At 36.5% G+C, this 17618-nt stretch carries 20 protein-coding genes; 10 read left to right on the top strand and 10 right to left on the bottom strand.

Annotated features, from left to right (window positions below; translation table 11 throughout):
- Window positions 1–8 precede the first annotated feature (8 nt).
- Both ACFO3L_RS00795 and ACFO3L_RS00790 read left to right on the top strand, forming a co-directional pair.
- On the top strand, window positions 9–989 hold the full coding sequence (locus ACFO3L_RS00795; RefSeq protein ID WP_379962897.1) for a C-terminal binding protein: 981 nt from the start codon (window positions 9–11) through the stop codon (window positions 987–989).
- A gap of 807 nt (window positions 990–1796) precedes the next feature.
- Window positions 1797–2912 carry an SPASM domain-containing protein gene (locus ACFO3L_RS00790; protein WP_379962896.1) on the top strand — a complete coding sequence of 372 codons (1116 nt, stop codon included), beginning with the start codon at window positions 1797–1799 and terminating at the stop codon, window positions 2910–2912.
- 55 nt (window positions 2913–2967) lie between these two features.
- Here ACFO3L_RS00790 and ACFO3L_RS00785 read toward each other — a convergent pair whose 3' ends face one another.
- Both ACFO3L_RS00785 and nrdI read right to left on the bottom strand, forming a co-directional pair.
- A complete protein-coding gene (locus ACFO3L_RS00785) occupies window positions 2968–3789 on the bottom strand; it encodes a LysR family transcriptional regulator (protein WP_379962895.1) in 822 nt (273 codons plus the stop codon).
- 19 nt (window positions 3790–3808) lie between these two features.
- Window positions 3809–4273: a class Ib ribonucleoside-diphosphate reductase assembly flavoprotein NrdI gene (nrdI, locus tag ACFO3L_RS00780; RefSeq protein WP_379962894.1), complete on the bottom strand. Its 465-nt coding sequence runs from the start codon at window positions 4271–4273 to the stop codon at window positions 3809–3811.
- Between the two features lie 84 nt (window positions 4274–4357).
- On the opposite strand from nrdI, the gene ACFO3L_RS00775 reads away from it, so the two are divergent.
- Entirely contained in the window at window positions 4358–4924 is a 567-nt protein-coding gene (locus ACFO3L_RS00775; RefSeq protein WP_379962893.1) for a GNAT family N-acetyltransferase, read from the top strand.
- 96 nt (window positions 4925–5020) lie between these two features.
- Here the strand turns inward: ACFO3L_RS00775 and ACFO3L_RS00770 are convergent, their stop codons facing one another.
- Both ACFO3L_RS00770 and ACFO3L_RS00765 read right to left on the bottom strand, forming a co-directional pair.
- The gene (locus ACFO3L_RS00770) at window positions 5021–5536 is read right to left on the bottom strand and encodes an LURP-one-related/scramblase family protein (protein ID WP_379962892.1); all 516 of its coding nucleotides are present in this window, start codon (window positions 5534–5536) and stop codon (window positions 5021–5023) included.
- 113 nt (window positions 5537–5649) lie between these two features.
- Window positions 5650–6519, bottom strand: coding sequence for a Cof-type HAD-IIB family hydrolase (locus ACFO3L_RS00765; protein WP_379962891.1), 870 nt, complete (start codon window positions 6517–6519; stop codon window positions 5650–5652).
- Between the two features lie 133 nt (window positions 6520–6652).
- Here ACFO3L_RS00765 and ACFO3L_RS00760 point away from each other — a divergent pair, with 133 nt between their 5' ends.
- The 5 genes from ACFO3L_RS00760 (at window position 6653) to ACFO3L_RS00740 (ending at window position 10085) form a co-directional block, all read left to right on the top strand.
- Window positions 6653–7327, top strand: a complete 675-nt coding sequence (locus ACFO3L_RS00760; RefSeq protein ID WP_379962890.1) for a uracil-DNA glycosylase — start codon at window positions 6653–6655, stop codon at window positions 7325–7327.
- A 157-nt stretch (window positions 7328–7484) separates the two neighbouring features.
- Entirely contained in the window at window positions 7485–8465 is a 981-nt protein-coding gene (gene pta, locus ACFO3L_RS00755; protein WP_379962889.1) for a phosphate acetyltransferase, read from the top strand.
- Between the two features lie 235 nt (window positions 8466–8700).
- Window positions 8701–9078 (top strand): MmcQ/YjbR family DNA-binding protein, encoded by a 378-nt coding sequence (locus ACFO3L_RS00750; RefSeq protein ID WP_379962888.1) that lies wholly within the window; start codon window positions 8701–8703, stop codon window positions 9076–9078.
- A gap of 19 nt (window positions 9079–9097) precedes the next feature.
- The gene (gene tsaE, locus ACFO3L_RS00745) at window positions 9098–9571 is read left to right on the top strand and encodes a tRNA (adenosine(37)-N6)-threonylcarbamoyltransferase complex ATPase subunit type 1 TsaE (RefSeq protein WP_379962887.1); all 474 of its coding nucleotides are present in this window, start codon (window positions 9098–9100) and stop codon (window positions 9569–9571) included.
- Window positions 9564–10085 (top strand): GNAT family N-acetyltransferase, encoded by a 522-nt coding sequence (locus tag ACFO3L_RS00740; protein WP_379962886.1) that lies wholly within the window; start codon window positions 9564–9566, stop codon window positions 10083–10085. The genes tsaE and ACFO3L_RS00740 overlap by 8 nt, the downstream gene beginning before the upstream one ends.
- A 67-nt stretch (window positions 10086–10152) precedes the next feature.
- Here the strand turns inward: ACFO3L_RS00740 and ACFO3L_RS00735 are convergent, their stop codons facing one another.
- A complete protein-coding gene (locus ACFO3L_RS00735) occupies window positions 10153–10905 on the bottom strand; it encodes an exodeoxyribonuclease III (protein ID WP_379962885.1) in 753 nt (250 codons plus the stop codon).
- 118 nt (window positions 10906–11023) lie between these two features.
- Between ACFO3L_RS00735 and murB the strand changes: the two genes are divergently transcribed.
- A complete protein-coding gene (gene murB / locus ACFO3L_RS00730; protein WP_379962884.1) occupies window positions 11024–11959 on the top strand; it encodes a UDP-N-acetylmuramate dehydrogenase in 936 nt (311 codons plus the stop codon).
- Window positions 11960–12041: 82 nt separating this feature from the next.
- Here murB and ACFO3L_RS00725 read toward each other — a convergent pair whose 3' ends face one another.
- Window positions 12042–12752 carry a GntR family transcriptional regulator gene (locus tag ACFO3L_RS00725; protein ID WP_379962883.1) on the bottom strand — a complete coding sequence of 237 codons (711 nt, stop codon included), beginning with the start codon at window positions 12750–12752 and terminating at the stop codon, window positions 12042–12044.
- A gap of 327 nt (window positions 12753–13079) precedes the next feature.
- Here ACFO3L_RS00725 and ACFO3L_RS00720 point away from each other — a divergent pair, with 327 nt between their 5' ends.
- Window positions 13080–14477: a glycoside hydrolase family 1 protein gene (locus ACFO3L_RS00720; RefSeq protein ID WP_379962882.1), complete on the top strand. Its 1398-nt coding sequence runs from the start codon at window positions 13080–13082 to the stop codon at window positions 14475–14477.
- A gap of 115 nt (window positions 14478–14592) precedes the next feature.
- Here the strand turns inward: ACFO3L_RS00720 and ACFO3L_RS00715 are convergent, their stop codons facing one another.
- Genes ACFO3L_RS00715 through ACFO3L_RS00700 form a run of 4 tightly spaced genes read right to left on the bottom strand, consistent with a single transcriptional unit; the run spans window position 14593 to window position 17545 of the window.
- Window positions 14593–15240, bottom strand: coding sequence for an ECF transporter S component (locus ACFO3L_RS00715; RefSeq protein ID WP_379962881.1), 648 nt, complete (start codon window positions 15238–15240; stop codon window positions 14593–14595).
- Between the two features lie 11 nt (window positions 15241–15251).
- Window positions 15252–15800 carry a phosphopantothenoylcysteine decarboxylase gene (gene coaC, locus ACFO3L_RS00710; RefSeq protein WP_379962880.1) on the bottom strand — a complete coding sequence of 183 codons (549 nt, stop codon included), beginning with the start codon at window positions 15798–15800 and terminating at the stop codon, window positions 15252–15254.
- A 1-nt stretch (window position 15801) separates the two neighbouring features.
- On the bottom strand, window positions 15802–16557 hold the full coding sequence (gene coaB, locus ACFO3L_RS00705; protein WP_379962879.1) for a phosphopantothenate--cysteine ligase: 756 nt from the start codon (window positions 16555–16557) through the stop codon (window positions 15802–15804).
- 4 nt (window positions 16558–16561) lie between these two features.
- Window positions 16562–17545, bottom strand: a complete 984-nt coding sequence (locus ACFO3L_RS00700; RefSeq protein ID WP_379962878.1) for an acrylyl-CoA reductase family protein — start codon at window positions 17543–17545, stop codon at window positions 16562–16564.
- Window positions 17546–17618 lie beyond the last annotated feature (73 nt).

The following is a 17618-nucleotide window of genomic DNA, read 5'->3' as shown; positions in this document are numbered from 1 at the left end:
AAAGATTGATGTTAAAAGTTGTACGATTATTTGAAGATGATACGTTTGAACAAGAAAAGAAAATGATAGAAAAATTAGGTTTAGCGATTGATTTACAAGTCAGACCAAGTGTGACAGAAGAAGAAGTGATTGAAAATGCGAAAGATGCGGATGTCATCATTACTGTTTATGAGCCGCTGACAAAAAATGTATTGCAACAATTACCGAATTTAAAATTAGTCCTGTTTCGCTCGATTGGCTTCAATACGATTGATCTAGAATATGCCAATCAAATAAACTTACCTGTCTCGCATATTAGTCGTTATTGTACCGATGAAGTCGCGAACTATGTCGTTGCTGCAATTTTAATGCACAATCGTCGCTTACATGACTTTAATCAAGCAGTGAAAAATGACTTTTTATGGGATTCAGAAATGTTCCCAAGTATGCGTAGATTATCTTCACTGACAATTAGTTTGATTGGATTTGGGAATATTCCACGATTAGTTGTCGAGCGTCTAAAAGCATTTGGACCAAAGTTTATTGCTTATGATCCGTTTGTGACAGAAGAAGACATGGCAAAATATGGTGTTGAAAAAGTGACATTAGAAGAAACGTTTGCACAAGCAGATTACATTTCGTCACACTTACCATTAAATGCGAAAACGGAAAAAATCTTAAATCAAACATTATTCGCCTTAACGACGAAGCAGCCAATTTTTATTAATTCCTCACGTGGTGGGGTCGTTGATGAAGCTGATTTATACGAAGCCTTAACGAATGGCCAATTAAGTTACGCCATTTTGGATGTCTTAACTTCTGAAGACCCAGATTTGAAAAACGAGAAATTATTGACGTTAGACAATACGATTGTCACGCCACATATTGCTTTTTATTCGCAAGAAGCGTTTATTCAAGGAGCACAAGACAACATTAAGAATTTAGCATGTTTCTTAAAAGATGAGTATAAGCAGGCTGAAATTGTAAATTTATCCGCATTGAAAAAATAAGATTTTTTTACATCAATAAACTAAAAAATCACTTAAGTCATCAATATACGAGAAGATTCTAAAAGTTAGACCTAAAGATTCTAATTTCGAGGCCTCATAATTCGAACTTGAGTGATTTTTTGAAAATAATCATTCTGAAAAATCTAAAAATATAGGCAAATTGAATTTCTATCGATTGAGTTATGATTATTATAAATAGGTATTCGTTTTATTGTCCAAGGCTGTCACAAAGAGTTGGGTTCAAAAATATTGTAGATATAATATTTTTGAAAGCAATTTACAGCGAACCATGAATAAAAAGAGTATATTCCATTGTGAAAAGAGGTTCAGCATGCTAGGCTAAATATATTAAATAGAGGAAAAGAGTCAGATCCATGACTCAAAAAAATCTTTTATTTTCAATTGCAGAGGACTAACGCTTTAATACCATTCACACATTTGGAAATCAAAAATTCAGACGCCTAATTTAGATAAGCTCTTTGAGTGTGGCGTATCTTTTGAAGAAGCATTTATTCCAGGTGGCACGAGTTGTGCTGTTTGTATGCTTCCCGTGTGATGATTCAAACGGGACGCTATTTAACAAGTTGGGATAATTACGGCAAACCATTCCTGCTGAACATGCATTATTAGGCGAAGAACTTAAGAAACAAGGGTGTCAAATTTGCGGTATTGGTAAGTGGCATAATGGTTTGGCAAGCTATCAACAAAGGCAAATGTATGGACTAGCAAAATCCCATGGTGATCTGGATTTTCATCAAGGAAAAGATTATTGGGAGTCCTTTGTCAAAGTAGAAGAGGTGTAGCGAGTTGAAACATTTATCCGTTTTAATTAAGCCAACTTCAGGTTTATGCAATATTCGGTGTGCTTATTGTTTCTATGCCAATGTGACTTCTTTACGTGAAGTTGAATCGTACGGTCGGATGAAAAAAGATGTTGCTGAAAAAATGATTGCTCAGATTTTTATTGATTTAGTCGATGGGGACCAATTAACGCTTGCTTTTCAAGGCGGGGAACCAACGATTGCTGGTTTGCCTTATTTTCGTCGAATAAAAGAACTAGTCGATGAGCAAACCAAACATAAAGCAGTAACTGTCCATTATTCCATTCAGACGAACGGGATGGTGATTAACGACGCTTGGTGTCAATTTTTAAAAGAAAATAATTTTTTAGTAGGCCTATCGATTGATGGGCATCCGATGTATCATGACTTACATCGATTGGATACGAAAGGCAAAGGTACCTTCCATCGCGTAATCAGAACCAAACATTTATTTGATCAATATGAGATTGACTATAACGTTTTGTGTGTCTTAACCAATCCGTTGGCAAAATCTGCTAAGAAGGTCTATCAATTTTTGCAAAAAGAAAACATTCAATATGTCCAATTTATACCGTGCTTAAATGAACTAGGGGAAGAAAAACGTTCCTCCTATGCCTTAACACCTGAGCGATTTGCTAGTTTGTATCATCAGATTTTGCGTTTCTGGTTAGCAGAATTAGAGGTGGGAACGTATCGAAGCATTAAATTTTTTGATGATGTCTTTCATTTGGCCACACGACGTCAAGTCAATGCCTGTGGACTGATTGGTAATTGCCAATTGCAATATGTAATTGAGGCGGATGGTAGTGTTTATCCGTGTGACTTTTACATGCTTGATGAGTGTCGTCTTGGTTATATCCAAGAACAGAGTTTAAAAGAATTATTTGAACAAGACCTATCAAGGACTTTCTTATGTGACAAACCAGCACTATCAAATTTTTGTCAAACTTGTCCATTTCTAGAAAGTTGTCATGGGGGCTGTAAACGGATGAGGGATTCGATGTATCTTTCAAGCGAGGAAGATTTTTGTGGCTACCAAACATTCTTGAAAGATTTTTTACCTAAATTACAAACCATTGATCAATTAGTACGTGCGATATAAATCAAGCAAACTTTGTTAGTAGCTCATAAAAAACCACGAAGGTTTTTCGTGGTTTTTAATCTTTTTCTTCCAAGGCTGTACGAATAAACATTGCGACTTCTTGGAAAAGGTCAGGGATAATCTCTTCTCTAGTTAAGAAATAAAAATTTCGAGAATTTTCAAAGTTAAGTGTTTCATATGGAATCTTGTCAGTTAGGACTCGTTTTGATAGAATCGAGCGACCTGCTCCGTTATTAATGAGTTTTTCAATCATTTCGTTGCTGTTTGTTTGGATAATAGTCGGGGTTAAATTTTTTTTCCGTAAATATAAATCGTTCAATTCACGTAAAGGATTTATATTTTCATTCAGAATCCAATAGTTTGATGCTGGATCGCCGGCTACGACTAATTCATCGCGCACTAATAAGTAACGATTTAAGTGTTCACTACGTTCAGCCCATTCAATTAGCCCAAAATCAAACTTGGCTTGTTCGACGCCATGAACAATTTCTTGATAACCTAAAATAGGAAAGTGAAAATCGACCATTGGGAATGTTTCAATTAATCTTGGCACAATTTGGGCCAACAAATGAATGCCGCACGTTTTTGTACAAGCAATGACACAAGTTTCGCGAATATCTGGATCGTTTCCAATATGTAAAACAACATCTTCCCATTCTTCAATCATTTTAATAATACGAGGATACAGAAACTCGGCCGCCTGTGTTGGGACGATTTCTTGTTTGCCGTTACGAATAAATAATTTGGTGTTCAAATGGTCTTCAAGTTTTTTTATTTGTGACGAGACTGTTGGTTGTGATAAAAAGAGCGAATCAGCTGTTCGAGTAAAGTTATGGGTTTCATAAACCGAGATAAAAGTTCTTAAAATTTGAAACATGTATACACCTCATTCTTTCTTATTGTTCGTATTTTTGACACATATCAGATAGAATGTGATAGATGTTTTCAATTTCTTTAGGATTCCCTCGGAGTTCGAAGTCGGCAATCAAAGGAACGTTAAATTGTTCAGCATATTGTTTGGCAGTTAAACAGTATTGATGGGCAAAATTCTTATTCCCACTACCAATGACTCCTAGAAAATTTTGATGCTCATTTTGACTGGTTAAATAATCACGAAGACTTTCTGTCATTATTTCTTGGTCTCCACTATCGAGGCCATTACCGCCTTCTAAATAAGTAGGAACAACAACGACATAAGGTGTGGTTTCGTTCTCTACCGTGGAATTATCATGAATTTCTTTAATAGAAATGAGTGGGAATGAATGATTTTTCTCATGTTTAGCCTCTGATAACTGCTGAATCCGTTTCGCAAAAGAACGGGTGTTGCCAGAAATTGAAATATAAAGTAAATTAAGAATCATAATATTGATTACCTCCTTGGAGACAGTATAACAAATATTGTGAGAGAAGATAACTCGTAATTACTTGAAAGGAAGAGAAAAGGTATGATTAGAAATGCAAGAGTTGAGGATGCCAAAGCGATTGCTGAACTTGTTTTAGTTATATTAAAAGATATGGAAGTTGCGTTTTTAGAAGAATTTGGTGAAGAAAAAACAGTCGAGGTTCTTATGAAGGCTGTTGAGTCACCAACGTACCGCTATGGTTACGCACGAGGAATCGTTAAAGAAATCGATGGGGAAGTTGCTGGTATTGCTTTTGGTTACTTAGCAGAAGAGGAAAACGTAGTTGATTTACCACTATCCGAAACATTGAAATCACTAGGTTTACCAGAAGCACGTATCTTTGTTGATTTAGAGACATATCCCAAAGAGTGGTATTTAGATACGATTGTCGTCAATGAAAAATTCCGTGGATACGGAGTGGGGACGGAATTATTAGAAGCGGTGAACCGAGCGGCAAAAGAAGCTGGAGCCAATAAAGTAGGTTTGTGTGTCGATTTAGCTAATCCCAAAGCGCAGCAATTATACAAGCGTCAAGGGTATGAAATTGTTGGGGAACAAATCCTCAGTGGTCATGATTACTACCATATGCAAAGAACAATAGAAAAATAGAGACAATAACGAGGGCGATTAGCTCTGAGTGTGAAGTTCGAACACTAAAATTATAGAAAGACGATGAACACAAAATAAAATGTGTTCATCGTCTTTTTATGTGACATCTAATACTTCTTTATAATAAGTTGGTTGACTCCGTTCCCGATTGTAAGACCAGTAATCAAGTACACTAGCGATACAAATACACTTAGGAGCATTGGCATCGTCATGAACATGCAGCTGATAATGATCACCCATCATTAAACGGGTTTTGGACATCGTCATGATTTCATTTGCAAAATGTCGAACTCGATATTCGTGGTGATAAATATTCCCGTGTGCCATCCAATGGAGTTGAGAAATATAATAAAAGTCATTCGGCCAGTTGAGGAAATGCTGCATAATACCAACTTTTTTATCATTCTCATAAATTTCAAAACGTCGAACGAAGGCTAGACGGTCTTTCTTAATATAAGCAACGACCTTACCATCCATATCATAGAGTGTTAAGCGACTACCAATATCACCAAGTCGCCCAATTAAAAGATATAAAGGATGTCCATTAATATCTTTGATAATCGTTTTTGGTGAGGAGCCAAAAGGTTTCTCTTGAATTAAAAAATCAGACATCCGAAATAATCCTTTCTATAAGCTTTTAGTCATCAGAAAAATAAAGAAGGCACCTTAAAAAATCATAAATAGATTTTGTTGGGCGCCTAGGACTCGTCACAGCATAGTCAATATTATAAATTTTCGTCGATTGCTCTGACGATTGCTTTACCAACGCCTGAGTTCATATTTTCATGTGTAACGTATTTTGCTTCTTCGTGTAATTCAACCACAGCATTGCCCATAGCAAAGCTTACGCCAGCGACTTGAATCATGCTCAAATCATTTAAGTTGTCGCCAATAGTCATGACATTTTCTAAATCAATGTTCCGTTCTTTAGCAACATGCGAAACGGCAATACCTTTTTGTGCATGTTTATGATTAATTTCAATATTATTTGCACCTGACGAAGTAACGACACAATCTTCAAATTTAGCAATTTCTTTTGCAGCAGGGCCTAAAAATTCTGGACCACGTTTATCAAAACAAATTACTTTTAAGATTTCAGTGTTTGGTTGTTTAACCAGTTCACGTAAATCAGGGGCTACATCCACTGGGAAGAATTCTAAGTGGGCCACAGTCATCGCAATGGCTGCTTTTTGTGTTAAATGTGGAAAAGCGTCAATAATATGCGTAGTAAAATGTTCGATTCGTGATTCTTTACTATTAGTAAATGTTCCGATTTGAGTTGATATTTCATAATAGATTCCGTGTTCATCTAAAATGTCAAATATTTGGAAAACTTCGCTTTTATCCAAAGGTGTCGTAAACAACGAGTTTCCTTCTTTATCAAAGACATGCGCACCATTTAAGGTAATCATCGCACAATTGATTCCAGCTTTTTCAAGAGGGGGGAGCGCTTCGGCACGATTTCGGCCAGTTGCAACCATGAATTCGATACCGTGTGCTTCAGCGTAACGAATCGCATTAATATTTTCTTGCGTAATATTTAATTCTAAATCAAGTAATGTACCGTCCATATCTGAGGCAATTAATTTAATCATACAACTTACCTTCCAATCATCTATTTATTCTATGTTCAGTGTAACATAAAATGGAGAGATTTTCTTGGAATCAAAAAGGATCAGTTGAGGAATTTTAGAAATTGTTTTATTCTTAGATAGAGGAGTTGACGTAATGAAACCATGGAGTCAATATAGTTGGCAAAGATTACTAGCCGACGAATTTGAAAAAGAATATTTTCAAGATTTGTTTAAATTTATCGATCAAGAATATGAAGCAGGGAACGTTTTTCCACCAAAGGAACTGATTTTTTCTGCTTTTGAACACACACCTTATGAGCAAGTAAAAGTTGTTATCCTAGGTCAAGATCCGTATCATGGGGCAGGACAATCACACGGATTAGCTTTTTCTGTACAAAAAGGGGTTAAAATACCGCCATCGCTGCGTAATATGTACAAAGAATTAGCTAATGATTTGGCAATTGAATCAGCGAGTCACGGAAACTTAACGAGCTGGGCCGATCAAGGTGTTTTATTATTAAATACGGTTTTAACGGTTCGTGAAGGAGAAGCCAATTCACATCAAAAACAAGGTTGGGAACGTTTCACGGATCGTGTCATTGAAGTTTTAAATGAGCGTGAAGATCCAATTGTATTTGTCTTATGGGGCAAACCGGCTCAACAAAAAACCACAATGATTGATGCAACGAAGCACATAATCATCCAGTCCTTTCACCCGAGTCCCTTGTCAGCCAGCCGTGGTTTTTTTGGTTCAAAACCCTTTTCAAAAGTGAATGATGCATTGATTAGTTTAGGTAAGCAACCAATCGATTGGCAAATTCCCGAATAAATGAAACAGGTTTTGAAAAAACTCGAAACAGTTATTGGTATTTTCAGAAAAAGTCAGATGATACTTCCCTTTTTTTGTTAATACAGGTTAAAAAACTGTTCTTTTATTTGTAAATGGTGTATGATTAATAAGAATAAAAATTCTGGAGGGTTTTACTGTGGAACTATTTGATAGCTTAAAGTTTAAAATTGTGCGTCGTGGAATTCGTATTGCATTCCCTGAAGCAACAGATACACGTATTTTGAGTGCGGTTGCGCGCTTGAAAGGTGAAGAATTAGTGGAACCAATTTTAATTGGTAACCGTGAGGAAATTGAAAAAGCGGCAGCTGTTCGTGGAATCAATATCTCAAACATGACAATTTATGATCCAAACGACTGTGCACGTTGGGAAGAAATCGTCGAAGCTTTTGTAGAACGTCGTAAAGGTAAAGTAACTCGCGAACAAGCAGAAGTTTTATTAAAAGATGAAAACTACTTTGGAACAATGTTAACACAAATGGGTATTACTGATGGTTTAGTATCAGGTGCGATTCACTCAACAGGTGATACTGTTCGCCCAGCATTACAAATCATTAAAACAAAACCAGGAATCAGCCGTACAAGTGGTGCATTCTTAATGATGCGTGGTAACGAGCAAGAGAAATACTTGTTCGCAGACTGTGCAATCAACGTAAGTCCAAATCCACAAGAATTAGCTGAAATTGCGGTAGCTTCTGCTGAAACAGCTAAAATGTTCGATATCGATCCTAAGATTGCAATGTTAAGCTTCTCTTCACACGGTTCTGCAAAAGCACCTGAAGCAGATGCAACAATCGAAGCAACTCGTATCGCTAAAGAATTAGCACCTGAATTAGCAATCGATGGTGAATTACAATTTGATGCTGCTTACAACCAATCAGTTGCTCAATTAAAAGCACCTGAATCAGAAGTTGCTGGTAAAGCAAACGTTTATATTTTCCCAGATTTACAATCAGGAAACATTGGTTACAAAATTGCTCAACGTTTAGGTAACTTTGAAGCGATTGGACCAATTTTACAAGGTTTAAATAAACCAATCTCTGATTTATCACGTGGATGTAATGAAGAAGATGTATACAAATTAACAATCATTACAGCTGCTCAAGCATTAAATAACTAAGAATAACTAATAAGAAACTGGATCAGCGGGGATTTTACTCCTCGGTGATTCAGTTTTTTTTATTAGACTTCAATATTTTCTTTAGTTTGAGAATAGACATCTACTTAGCAGAAAAATTGAGGTAAGGATTGCTCGAATAAAAGAATAAAATTGCACTTTAGGGTACGTCTATAATACAATAGGAGTAATTAAGAATCGTTGTTTTGGTAATTGGATGAATCAAGGGGTGGATAGGATGTTAAAAGAGCGATGGAAAAAAATTCAAACGTACGGTGCAAGTTTACCCTTTGCTAAAGTTTATTATCGAGAGGATTGGGAAGTGATTTATTTTGAACTACAGGGAAAAATGTTCGCATTGCTTTCACCAACAATTGATGATCAATCGCAATTAACGCTTAAAGGTAATCCACAAAAAAATGAAGAGTTACGCGAAATCTATGAATCGATTAAACCGGGTTATCATATGAATAAAAAGCATTGGAATTCGATCGTTTTACAGAGCGATGAATTATCAGATGAAGAATTGCTTCAAATGCTACGGGCTTCTTATCAATTAGTTTTAGCGAAATTTTCTAAACGAGAACGAGAGCAACTACAACGATTTGTTGAATAGAAACAAGGAGGCAACAAAAGTGATAATTTTAGAGAACCCAGACAAAACAGCCGAATTTGCTGAGGTGATTGGTGAAGTCGCCGCTGCAGGTGATAATTTAGTTTTAACAGGTGATCTTGGGGCAGGCAAAACAACTTTAACCAAAGGGATTGCTAAAGGTTTGGGAATCGACCAAATGATTAAAAGCCCTACATATACCATTATTCGTGAATACACTCAAGGGCGCTTACCGCTCTATCACATGGACGTTTATCGTGTTGGTGAAGGAGCCAGTGACTTAGGATTGGATGAGTATTTTGAAGGAGATGGACTTTCAGTCATTGAATGGGGGAACTTATTGGAAGCTAATTTACCGGAAGTTTATTTAGAAATGGTTTTGACGAAAGATGAAGAAGATATGAATAAACGCTATGTGGATTTCCACGCGAATGGCACAATTGCCGAAGCTTTCCAAACAAGAATTGAAAAAAAATGGAGTCAAGTATATGGGTGAAGAATTAGATTTAACTATTCGAGAAGCGATTCCCGAAGATGCGGCCGAACTATTAAAGATGACGCGCCAAATTGGTCGAGAAACTGAATTTTTAGTGATGGACGAAAAAGGCATCAATTTACCAGAAGAATTATTGGCGATTCAATTAGAAGATATTTATGAAAGCCCGAATAATACGCTTTTTGTCGCTTTACTTGGCGAGCAAATTATTGGAACGGCCTCTCTAAAAAGTTCGAATGAAAAAAGAATTGCCCACATTGCAGAATTAGGAATTTCAATCTTAAAAGATTATTGGGGGATGGGCTTAGGTAGTGTTTTAATGGAAGAATTGCTGATCTGGGCGCAAGAAAGTCAAACGGTTTATCGGATTGAATTAACCGTTCAGGAACAGAATACGACGGCGATTCATTTGTATGAAAAATTTGGTTTTCAAAAAGAAGCGTTGATGGCACGTGGTGCTCGCTCGGACGATGGTCGTTTCTTGAATGTTTGGCTGATGAGTAAGATGATTTAGTCAAGTAATGAATCAAAAAAAGACTTCAACAAACTCACTCAAAAGATGAGGAGCTGTTGAAGTTTTTTTATCGAATTGTTAATTCCACTGGACAATGGTCACTGCCAGTGATTTCTGTGTGGATCTTAGCGTCTTCTAATCGATCGATGAAATCTTTTGAAGTGACAAAATAATCAATCCGCCAGCCCGCATTGTTTTTACGAGCGTTGAAACGATAACTCCACCAAGAGTAAATCCCTTCAGCATCTGGATAGAAGTGACGGAACGTATCCACAAAGCCACTTTCTAATAGTAGGCTAAATTTTTCTCGTTCTTCGGGTGTAAATCCGGCATTTTTTTGATTGGTTTTCCAATTTTTTAAATCAATATTTTGGTGAGCGACATTTAAATCACCACATAAAATGACGGGTTTACTTTGATTTAGTTCAAGTAAATAAGCACGAAAAGCTTCTTCCCAAGTCATTCGATAGTCTAAGCGTTTCAATTCACTTTGTGAGTTGGGGGTGTAGCAAGTCACAACAAAGAATTCTGGGTATTCTAAGGTAATCAAACGACCTTCTTGGTCATGTTCTTCAAAGCCCAAACCGTATCGAACGGACAGTGCTTCATGTTTTGTAAAAATAGCTGTACCAGAATAGCCTTTTTTGACTGCATAATTCCAATATTGATAATAGCCAGGTAAATCAAGTTCGATTTGTCCTTCTTGTAATTTTGTTTCTTGTAAACAGAAAAAGTCTGCATCTAATTTGTTAAAGACTTCCATAAAATTTTTGCCAACAACCGCTCTTAAGCCGTTGACGTTCCACGAAATCAATTTCATTTTTCATTGCCCCTTTCTTGCCTCTTCTTTATTTTATCGTTTTCTGTGCCTTTGTCAAAAGGGAAAAATTCTAGGTTTCTCTTAAGAAGCCTAGCCACACTCTATGGGAAGTGCTAAAATGGTACAGAAGAAACTAAAGGAGTCGACTAGATTGAATTTTAAAGAAGAATTAATGAAGGAATTTCCAGATTTTATTTTATATAAAGATGAACCTTTGCAAAAATATACCTTTACTGAAACAGGTGGACCAGCGGATATTTTAGCATTTCCAAGAACTAGAGAAGAAGTGAAAGCTTTAGTGGATTACTGCCGTGACCATGAAATTCCATGGTTAGTGTTAGGGAATGCGAGTAACCTAATTGTGCGTGATAGTGGGATTCGTGGAGTAGTTTTAATGCTACTTGAAATGAAACAAATAGCGATTGAAGCAGACGTAATGACGGTTGAGTCGGGTATGCGTTTAATCGATGCGAGCGTCGCAGCCTATGAAGCTTCACTGACTGGATTAGAATTTGCTTGTGGTATTCCAGGAAGTGTTGGTGGGGCAGTCTTTATGAACGCCGGTGCTTATGGCGGAGAAATTAAAGATGTTTTCCTTTCAGCAGATGTTTTATTACCAAGCGGTGAAATCATCACGATGACGAAGGAAGAAATGGCATTTCGTTACCGACATAGTCAAATCCAAGAAATGGATGGCATTGTGTTAACGAGTCGTTTTCAATTGAAAAAAAGCAAACAGTTACCGATTAAGGTGATGATGGATGAATTGACAGAACTCCGGGAAGCGAAACAGCCATTGGAATACCCATCATGTGGTAGCGTCTTTAAACGCCCAGTTGGGCACTTCACAGGAAAATTAGTACAAGATGCAGGTTTACAAGGCTTCATGATTGGCGGTGCACAAATTTCAATGAAACATGCGGGATTTATTGTTAATATAAATCATGCAACAGCTACTGACTATATAGAGCTAATTGCCCATATCCAAGCAGTTATTAAAGAGAAATTTGATGTGGATTTAGAACCAGAAGTTCGCATTATTGGTGAAAATTAAAAGCTGATTGCTTAATCGATGAATTATTTGCTGTATATCAAAAAGCGTACTAAAAGGGAAATCTTTTAGTACGCTTTTTCTGTTAGTCAATGACGTCTAAAACTGAATAACTTCGTTGATCGTATCGATTACGACTCCGAGAATATTCAATAGGTTGTCCATTTGTTAAATAGACGACTTGTTCTACTTCTAAAACAGGATCAGATGCCTGACAGTTTAAATAGGTTTTATCAAACTCATCGGCTTTGTCCGCTTTGAGATTACGATAGGCACCAGCAAAAGTAATTCCTAATTCTTGATGTAAATAGTGGTAAATTGATTTTTCTAAAATACTTGGATTTAAATCAGGGACCAGCTCGGTCGGCATGTATGTATGTTCTAAAACATAAGGCTCACCATCGAGTAATCGTAAACGAATAATTTTATAAACTGGTTTGTGCTTGTCTAGTAGTAGTTTTTCGCGAATGTCGTCATTTGGAAATTGGACTTCAAAGCTAATAACCTGACTCGATAAGTTTCGATCTTTCATCTGTTGACTTAACCCATCGTATTCAGTTGCAGAATAATTTTCAGTTCCCCAAATTCCCCGCTTTAAGACACGAGTACCAGCGCCACGTTGACTATAGATGAGGCCTTCCATTGCTAAAATATTAATTGCTTTTTTTATTGTTACGCGACTAACCTGAAATTCTTCAACTAATTCTATTTGATTCGGCAAAAGGGAATCAGCTGGATATATTCCTTCTTCGATTCTTCCTCGTAAAATATTTGCAATTTTTTCGTATTTTGTCAAGACAATGAGCCACCTTTCTTGAACCCATTATATAGAAAGAACAGCATTTAAACAATTAAATTTCAACTTACGCAATAGAATCGAACGATTGTGTATCTAAAATCTTTAAAAAAGGAAACCAAATGAAACCAACAATCAAACAGTCAATAAAAGGTAATTGTTTGAAACAACAATGATTGAACCAAACATCATTAAGAGAAAAGCTAATATAAAGTATTTCTTATGTCTATTCTTCTTTAATGACTAGTCTTTTGTAATAAAAGAATTGTCATTTATAAGAAATCGTGTATAATAAAATCATAATTAAAAGACAGGAGCGATTAAGAAATGACAAAATATCAATTTCCAAAAGGTTTTTGGTGGGGGTCTGCAGCAAGTGGACCTCAAACGGAAGGTAGATTACCGAATGACGGCAAAGGTGATAGTATTTGGGATGAGTGGTTTAAAGAATCCTCGGAACGATTTTTTAATCAAGTAGGACCAGAAAAAACGTCACAATTTTTAACAAAATACAAAGAAGATATTCAATTAATGAAAGCCACAGGACACACCTCTTATCGTACAAGTATTCAGTGGAGCCGACTAATACCGGAAGGCACGGGAGCCGTCAATCAAAAAGCGGTCACATTTTATAATGCAGTGATTGATGAACTATTGGCAAATGATATTGAACCATTTATTAACTTGTTTCACTTTGATATGCCGATGAAGTTACAAGAAAAAGGTGGCTGGCTCAATCGTGAAACGGTCGAAGCGTATGTTGTATTTGCTGAAACTTGTTTTAAATTATTTGGTGACCGAGTAAAAAAATGGTTTACTCATAATGAGCCGATTGTGCCCGTTGAAGGCGGCTATTTATATGATTTTCATTATCCGAATCATATTAATATGAAAGAAGCCGTTCAAGTTGGTTATCATGAAAACTTAGCAAGCGCCATGGCAATTAAAGCGTACCATGAACTGGACTTAGGTGGAGAAATAGGAATTATTTTAAACTTAACGCCAAGCTATCCACGAGATGCTAAAAATGCAGCAGATGTGAAAGCCGCTAATTATGCGGATCTATTTTTCAATCGTTCTTTTCTAGATCCAGCAATTAAAGGAGAATTCCCAATTGAGCTCGTGGAAGTTATTGGTGAACTTGGAATGTTACCAGAAATAAAAGACGAGGATTTAGAATTAATCAAAGAAAATACGATTGACTTATTAGGAATAAATTACTATCAACCACGTCGTATTAAAGCAAAAGAAAGTGCGATTGACCATACAAATGGACCAATGCCAGATGACTATTTTGATAATTATGAAATGCCTGGTAGAAAGATGAATCCTTACCGAGGATGGGAAATCTATGAAAAAGGAATTTATGATATTTTAACGAATGTTAGAGAAAACTATGGAAATATTCGTTGTTATATTTCGGAAAATGGAATGGGCGTTGAAGGTGAGGAGCAATATATTGATGAGCAAGGAGTTATACAAGACGATTATCGTATTGAGTTTGTCAAAGACCATTTGAAATATGTGTTCCAAGCGATTCAAGAAGGTAGTAATGTACAAGGTTATCATATGTGGACCTGTATGGATAACTGGTCATGGATGAATGCTTATAAAAATCGCTATGGTTTTATTGCGGTTGATTTGGATCAAGATGGTAAACGAACAATTAAAAAAAGTGGTCATTGGTTTAAAACCGTTTCAGATTTAAATGGTTTTGAAGATTAATCAAAAATCAGCATAGATACCGTTGAGGGAAGTTTATAAAAAAGATTGATTCATAAAAAATCGGCAGAGAATTTTTCTCTGCCGATTTTTATTTTGATTTTAAAAAATCTCTTGCTTATTCTGATAATTCGCGTCGATCCATAAATTTCAATAAGACCGAAGCGACAGCGGCTGTTGCTAAACCAGCAACAATTGCTTCAGGTACACCTTGTACAAAGATTACCGAGATAATAGCTGCATAGACTGCATCGCCAGCTTCGCCTAAAACTTGTGCGTATTCTGGTTTGAATAAGAAAAAGATAAAATTCATCACTAAAATCGTATTAACTAAACCACCAACGAGTCCAGCTAAGAAAAGGCCAAACGTTTTGCCAGCATTTTTAAAGAATTTTTTACTTCCTATATAAACAAAATACGGAACAACCCCAATTAAAATTCGTGGGATAAAGGCAACTAGTAGTGCTTTCCAACTACCACTTCCGGTTGAGCCAAGTGGTGCGATAAAAGGTGAGAAGACAAAAGACATCGGCGTAATAATCATAGTTGAACGAATCATACTAATTAAGCCAAAACAACCACCTAAAAATCCACCAATTTTTGGACCCAAAACAATTGATGCAATGATTACAGGGATATGTAATGTCGTGGCATTAATTGGACCAAGTGGAATAAAGCCTAAGAAAGGCACACTAGCCAGTAAAATTAAAACACTCAAAAAAAGTGCGGTTAAGACAAGTTGAAACGTTTTTTCTTTATTTTTCATAGAGGAACTCCTTATTGATTAAAAGTTTGCGTAATTTGTTGAATAATTGTATCGACTGTTGCTAAAGCTCCGGGACCGTAATCGCCACAAGCAAGAAGCGCTTCGCGTGGTGCAATTTCAGTAAAACCGTCTGCTTTTAAAATTGCTAAGTTCCGTTGAACAGCAGGATTTAAATACATATAAGTATTCATCGCAGGCGCAATCATTCGGTGAACGTGGTCTTCTAATGCAAGAGAGACCGTTGAAACGATATCATCGGCAATCCCATTAGCTAATTTACCAACCATGTTGGCACTTGCCGGGGCAACGATGAATAAGTCTGCCCGTTTTGCTAGTTCAATATGATTAATTTTTTCAGGAACTTCCTCTGCCATCACATCTGTGTGGACACGACGTTTTGACAAGGATTGTAAAGTTAAAGGGGTAATGAAGGATTGACTACTTTTTGTCATTAGGACATCAACTTCATAGCCAAGTTTTGTTAATTCATTTGTTAAATCAGCCGCTTTGTAAGCTGAAATACTGCCTGAAACCCCAAGTAAAATCCGTTTTTTTGTCATGTTAATGCACTCCTTCTTTGGTCAAATTTGCTAAAATTAAGGAAGCAATCGCTGGTTTTGTGGAAGCTTTACCAATGAGCTGTCCATCTTTATCTAGCAAGTGGCCAAGATGTTGATCACCTTTAATTGACATTAAGTCATTAGCCAACACAAAATCCCCGTGATTTTTCATCATACTTTCGGTAGCAACTTTGAACAACTCTTCTTTGGAAACATCAACGAGCAATTTAAAGCTCACTAACAAAGTATCGGGTTGAATTTGTTTAATTAATTGGATGACTTTAGGATTTTTCTTTAAAGTTAAAAAAAGATAATCAGTCTTTGAAGAAATCTTAGACTCAGTATTTTGTTGGGCTTTTTCGGCTAATTGTGACACCTGCTCAATCGTTAATGGTGCATCTGATTGTGTGATTAGTTGATTCAATTGTTCAGTAAAGGCTTCAATTGAATAACTATTCGCAGGAGTGAAATCACTGACCGCCATACTATGGATAACCGCATCGTATGTATTTGTGTTGAGTAAATCCGTTAATTGATTTTTAAGATCGAGCGTATCCTCAATTAAATAGGTGACTAAACCAAAATGTTTCTCTGGTTTTATCGCGTTAGCGGTCGAAATATAATCAACATGGATTCCTTGGGATAATGCTTGATTAGCGATAACACAGCCTAGTTTGCCCGTAGAATGATTGGTAATTGAACGGACTTGGTCAATTTTTTCTGACGTTCCTCCAGCTGTGATGAGTATTTTTTTCATAGAATTACACTTCCATTTTTACAATTGTCCGCCCTTGGTGTTTTCCTTCAAGTAGTGCATTGATTGTTTCATCTAGATCACTTAATAAAATTTCTTGAGTTTTTAGTTGCTCTAAGATTTCATGATGTTGTGCTAAAAAATGCCAAATTTCTTGACGTTTCGCTTGGTCAACTGCCACAGAATCAATTCCAGTTACTTGAATCGCACGTAAAATAAATGGTAGAACGGTCGTATCGAGTTTCACACCGCCTGCATTTCCACAAAGGTAGGCACTTCCATTATAAGCTAATTGTGGTAATAAAGCAGATAAAAGGTCTCCACCAACAGAGTCGATAATAGCAGTAGCTGTTTGGCGAGCGAGTGGTTTTACGACAGGTGGAATTAAATCAGCCGGATTAACAACTTTGGCAGCTCCGAGTTCGAGTAACCAGTCACTATTTTTACGAGAAATAGCAATCACATTTGTATAGCCTAAGTGACTTAACAAAGCAATCGAAACACTACCTACACCACCAGAAGCACCTGTAATATAAATTGGTGCATCTTTATCATAATTTTTTTGATTTAAAGCAACAACAGCAAGTGCGGCAGTGAAGCCAGCAGTACCATAAGTCATTGCTGTTTTCATATCTAGCGGGGCAGGAATTTCAACAAGCCATTCAACCGGTACTTGTTGGTATTGACTGAAACCACCAGGATGACTGACACCAAGACCGTAACCTGTCACTAGGACTTCTTTACCAACTGGGAAACGCTCGTCGTTTGACGAAACAACCTCACCAGCTAAGTCAATTCCGGGAGTCATTGGGTATTGACGGATAACCCCACCATTTTTTGATGATGCAAGGGCATCTTTATAGTTAATATCTGAATAGCGAACACGAATTTCTACGTGTCCTTCTTGTAGAGGGGTGCGTTGTTTTTTTACTAACCCACGATCAAAAACATTTTCTTCTTGATTAACCTCAAAAGCGATAAAATTAGACAAAATATTTCCTCCTCGTATTATATATTTAGAAGCAAATAAAGCTCCTTGAAAACTAAATAAAAATATTTTCATT

Source organism: Enterococcus eurekensis (assembly GCF_042654605.1).
Classification (GTDB): domain Bacteria; phylum Bacillota; class Bacilli; order Lactobacillales; family Enterococcaceae; genus Enterococcus_I; species Enterococcus_I eurekensis.
The sequence above is the reverse complement of the archived record's forward strand: the minus strand, read 5'-3'. Positions and strand labels throughout refer to the sequence as shown.

Coding starts and splice junctions, on each gene's coding strand:
- coaB (WP_379962879.1), bottom strand. CDS start 16,557: ATGAAAAAAATACTCATCACAGCTGGAGGAACGTCAGAAAAAATTGAC.
- murB (WP_379962884.1), top strand. CDS start 11,024: ATGGTACAGAAGAAACTAAAGGAGTCGACTAGATTGAATTTTAAAGAA.
- ACFO3L_RS00715 (WP_379962881.1), bottom strand. CDS start 15,240: ATGAAAAATAAAGAAAAAACGTTTCAACTTGTCTTAACCGCACTTTTT.
- ACFO3L_RS00735 (WP_379962885.1), bottom strand. CDS start 10,905: ATGAAATTGATTTCGTGGAACGTCAACGGCTTAAGAGCGGTTGTTGGC.
- ACFO3L_RS00795 (WP_379962897.1), top strand. CDS start 9: ATGTTAAAAGTTGTACGATTATTTGAAGATGATACGTTTGAACAAGAA.
- ACFO3L_RS00785 (WP_379962895.1), bottom strand. CDS start 3,789: ATGTTTCAAATTTTAAGAACTTTTATCTCGGTTTATGAAACCCATAAC.
- ACFO3L_RS00765 (WP_379962891.1), bottom strand. CDS start 6,519: ATGATTAAATTAATTGCCTCAGATATGGACGGTACATTACTTGATTTA.
- coaC (WP_379962880.1), bottom strand. CDS start 15,800: ATGACAAAAAAACGGATTTTACTTGGGGTTTCAGGCAGTATTTCAGCT.
- nrdI (WP_379962894.1), bottom strand. CDS start 4,273: ATGATTCTTAATTTACTTTATATTTCAATTTCTGGCAACACCCGTTCT.
- ACFO3L_RS00770 (WP_379962892.1), bottom strand. CDS start 5,536: ATGTCTGATTTTTTAATTCAAGAGAAACCTTTTGGCTCCTCACCAAAA.
- ACFO3L_RS00720 (WP_379962882.1), top strand. CDS start 13,080: ATGACAAAATATCAATTTCCAAAAGGTTTTTGGTGGGGGTCTGCAGCA.
- ACFO3L_RS00750 (WP_379962888.1), top strand. CDS start 8,701: ATGTTAAAAGAGCGATGGAAAAAAATTCAAACGTACGGTGCAAGTTTA.
- ACFO3L_RS00775 (WP_379962893.1), top strand. CDS start 4,358: ATGATTAGAAATGCAAGAGTTGAGGATGCCAAAGCGATTGCTGAACTT.
- ACFO3L_RS00760 (WP_379962890.1), top strand. CDS start 6,653: ATGAAACCATGGAGTCAATATAGTTGGCAAAGATTACTAGCCGACGAA.
- ACFO3L_RS00740 (WP_379962886.1), top strand. CDS start 9,564: ATGGGTGAAGAATTAGATTTAACTATTCGAGAAGCGATTCCCGAAGAT.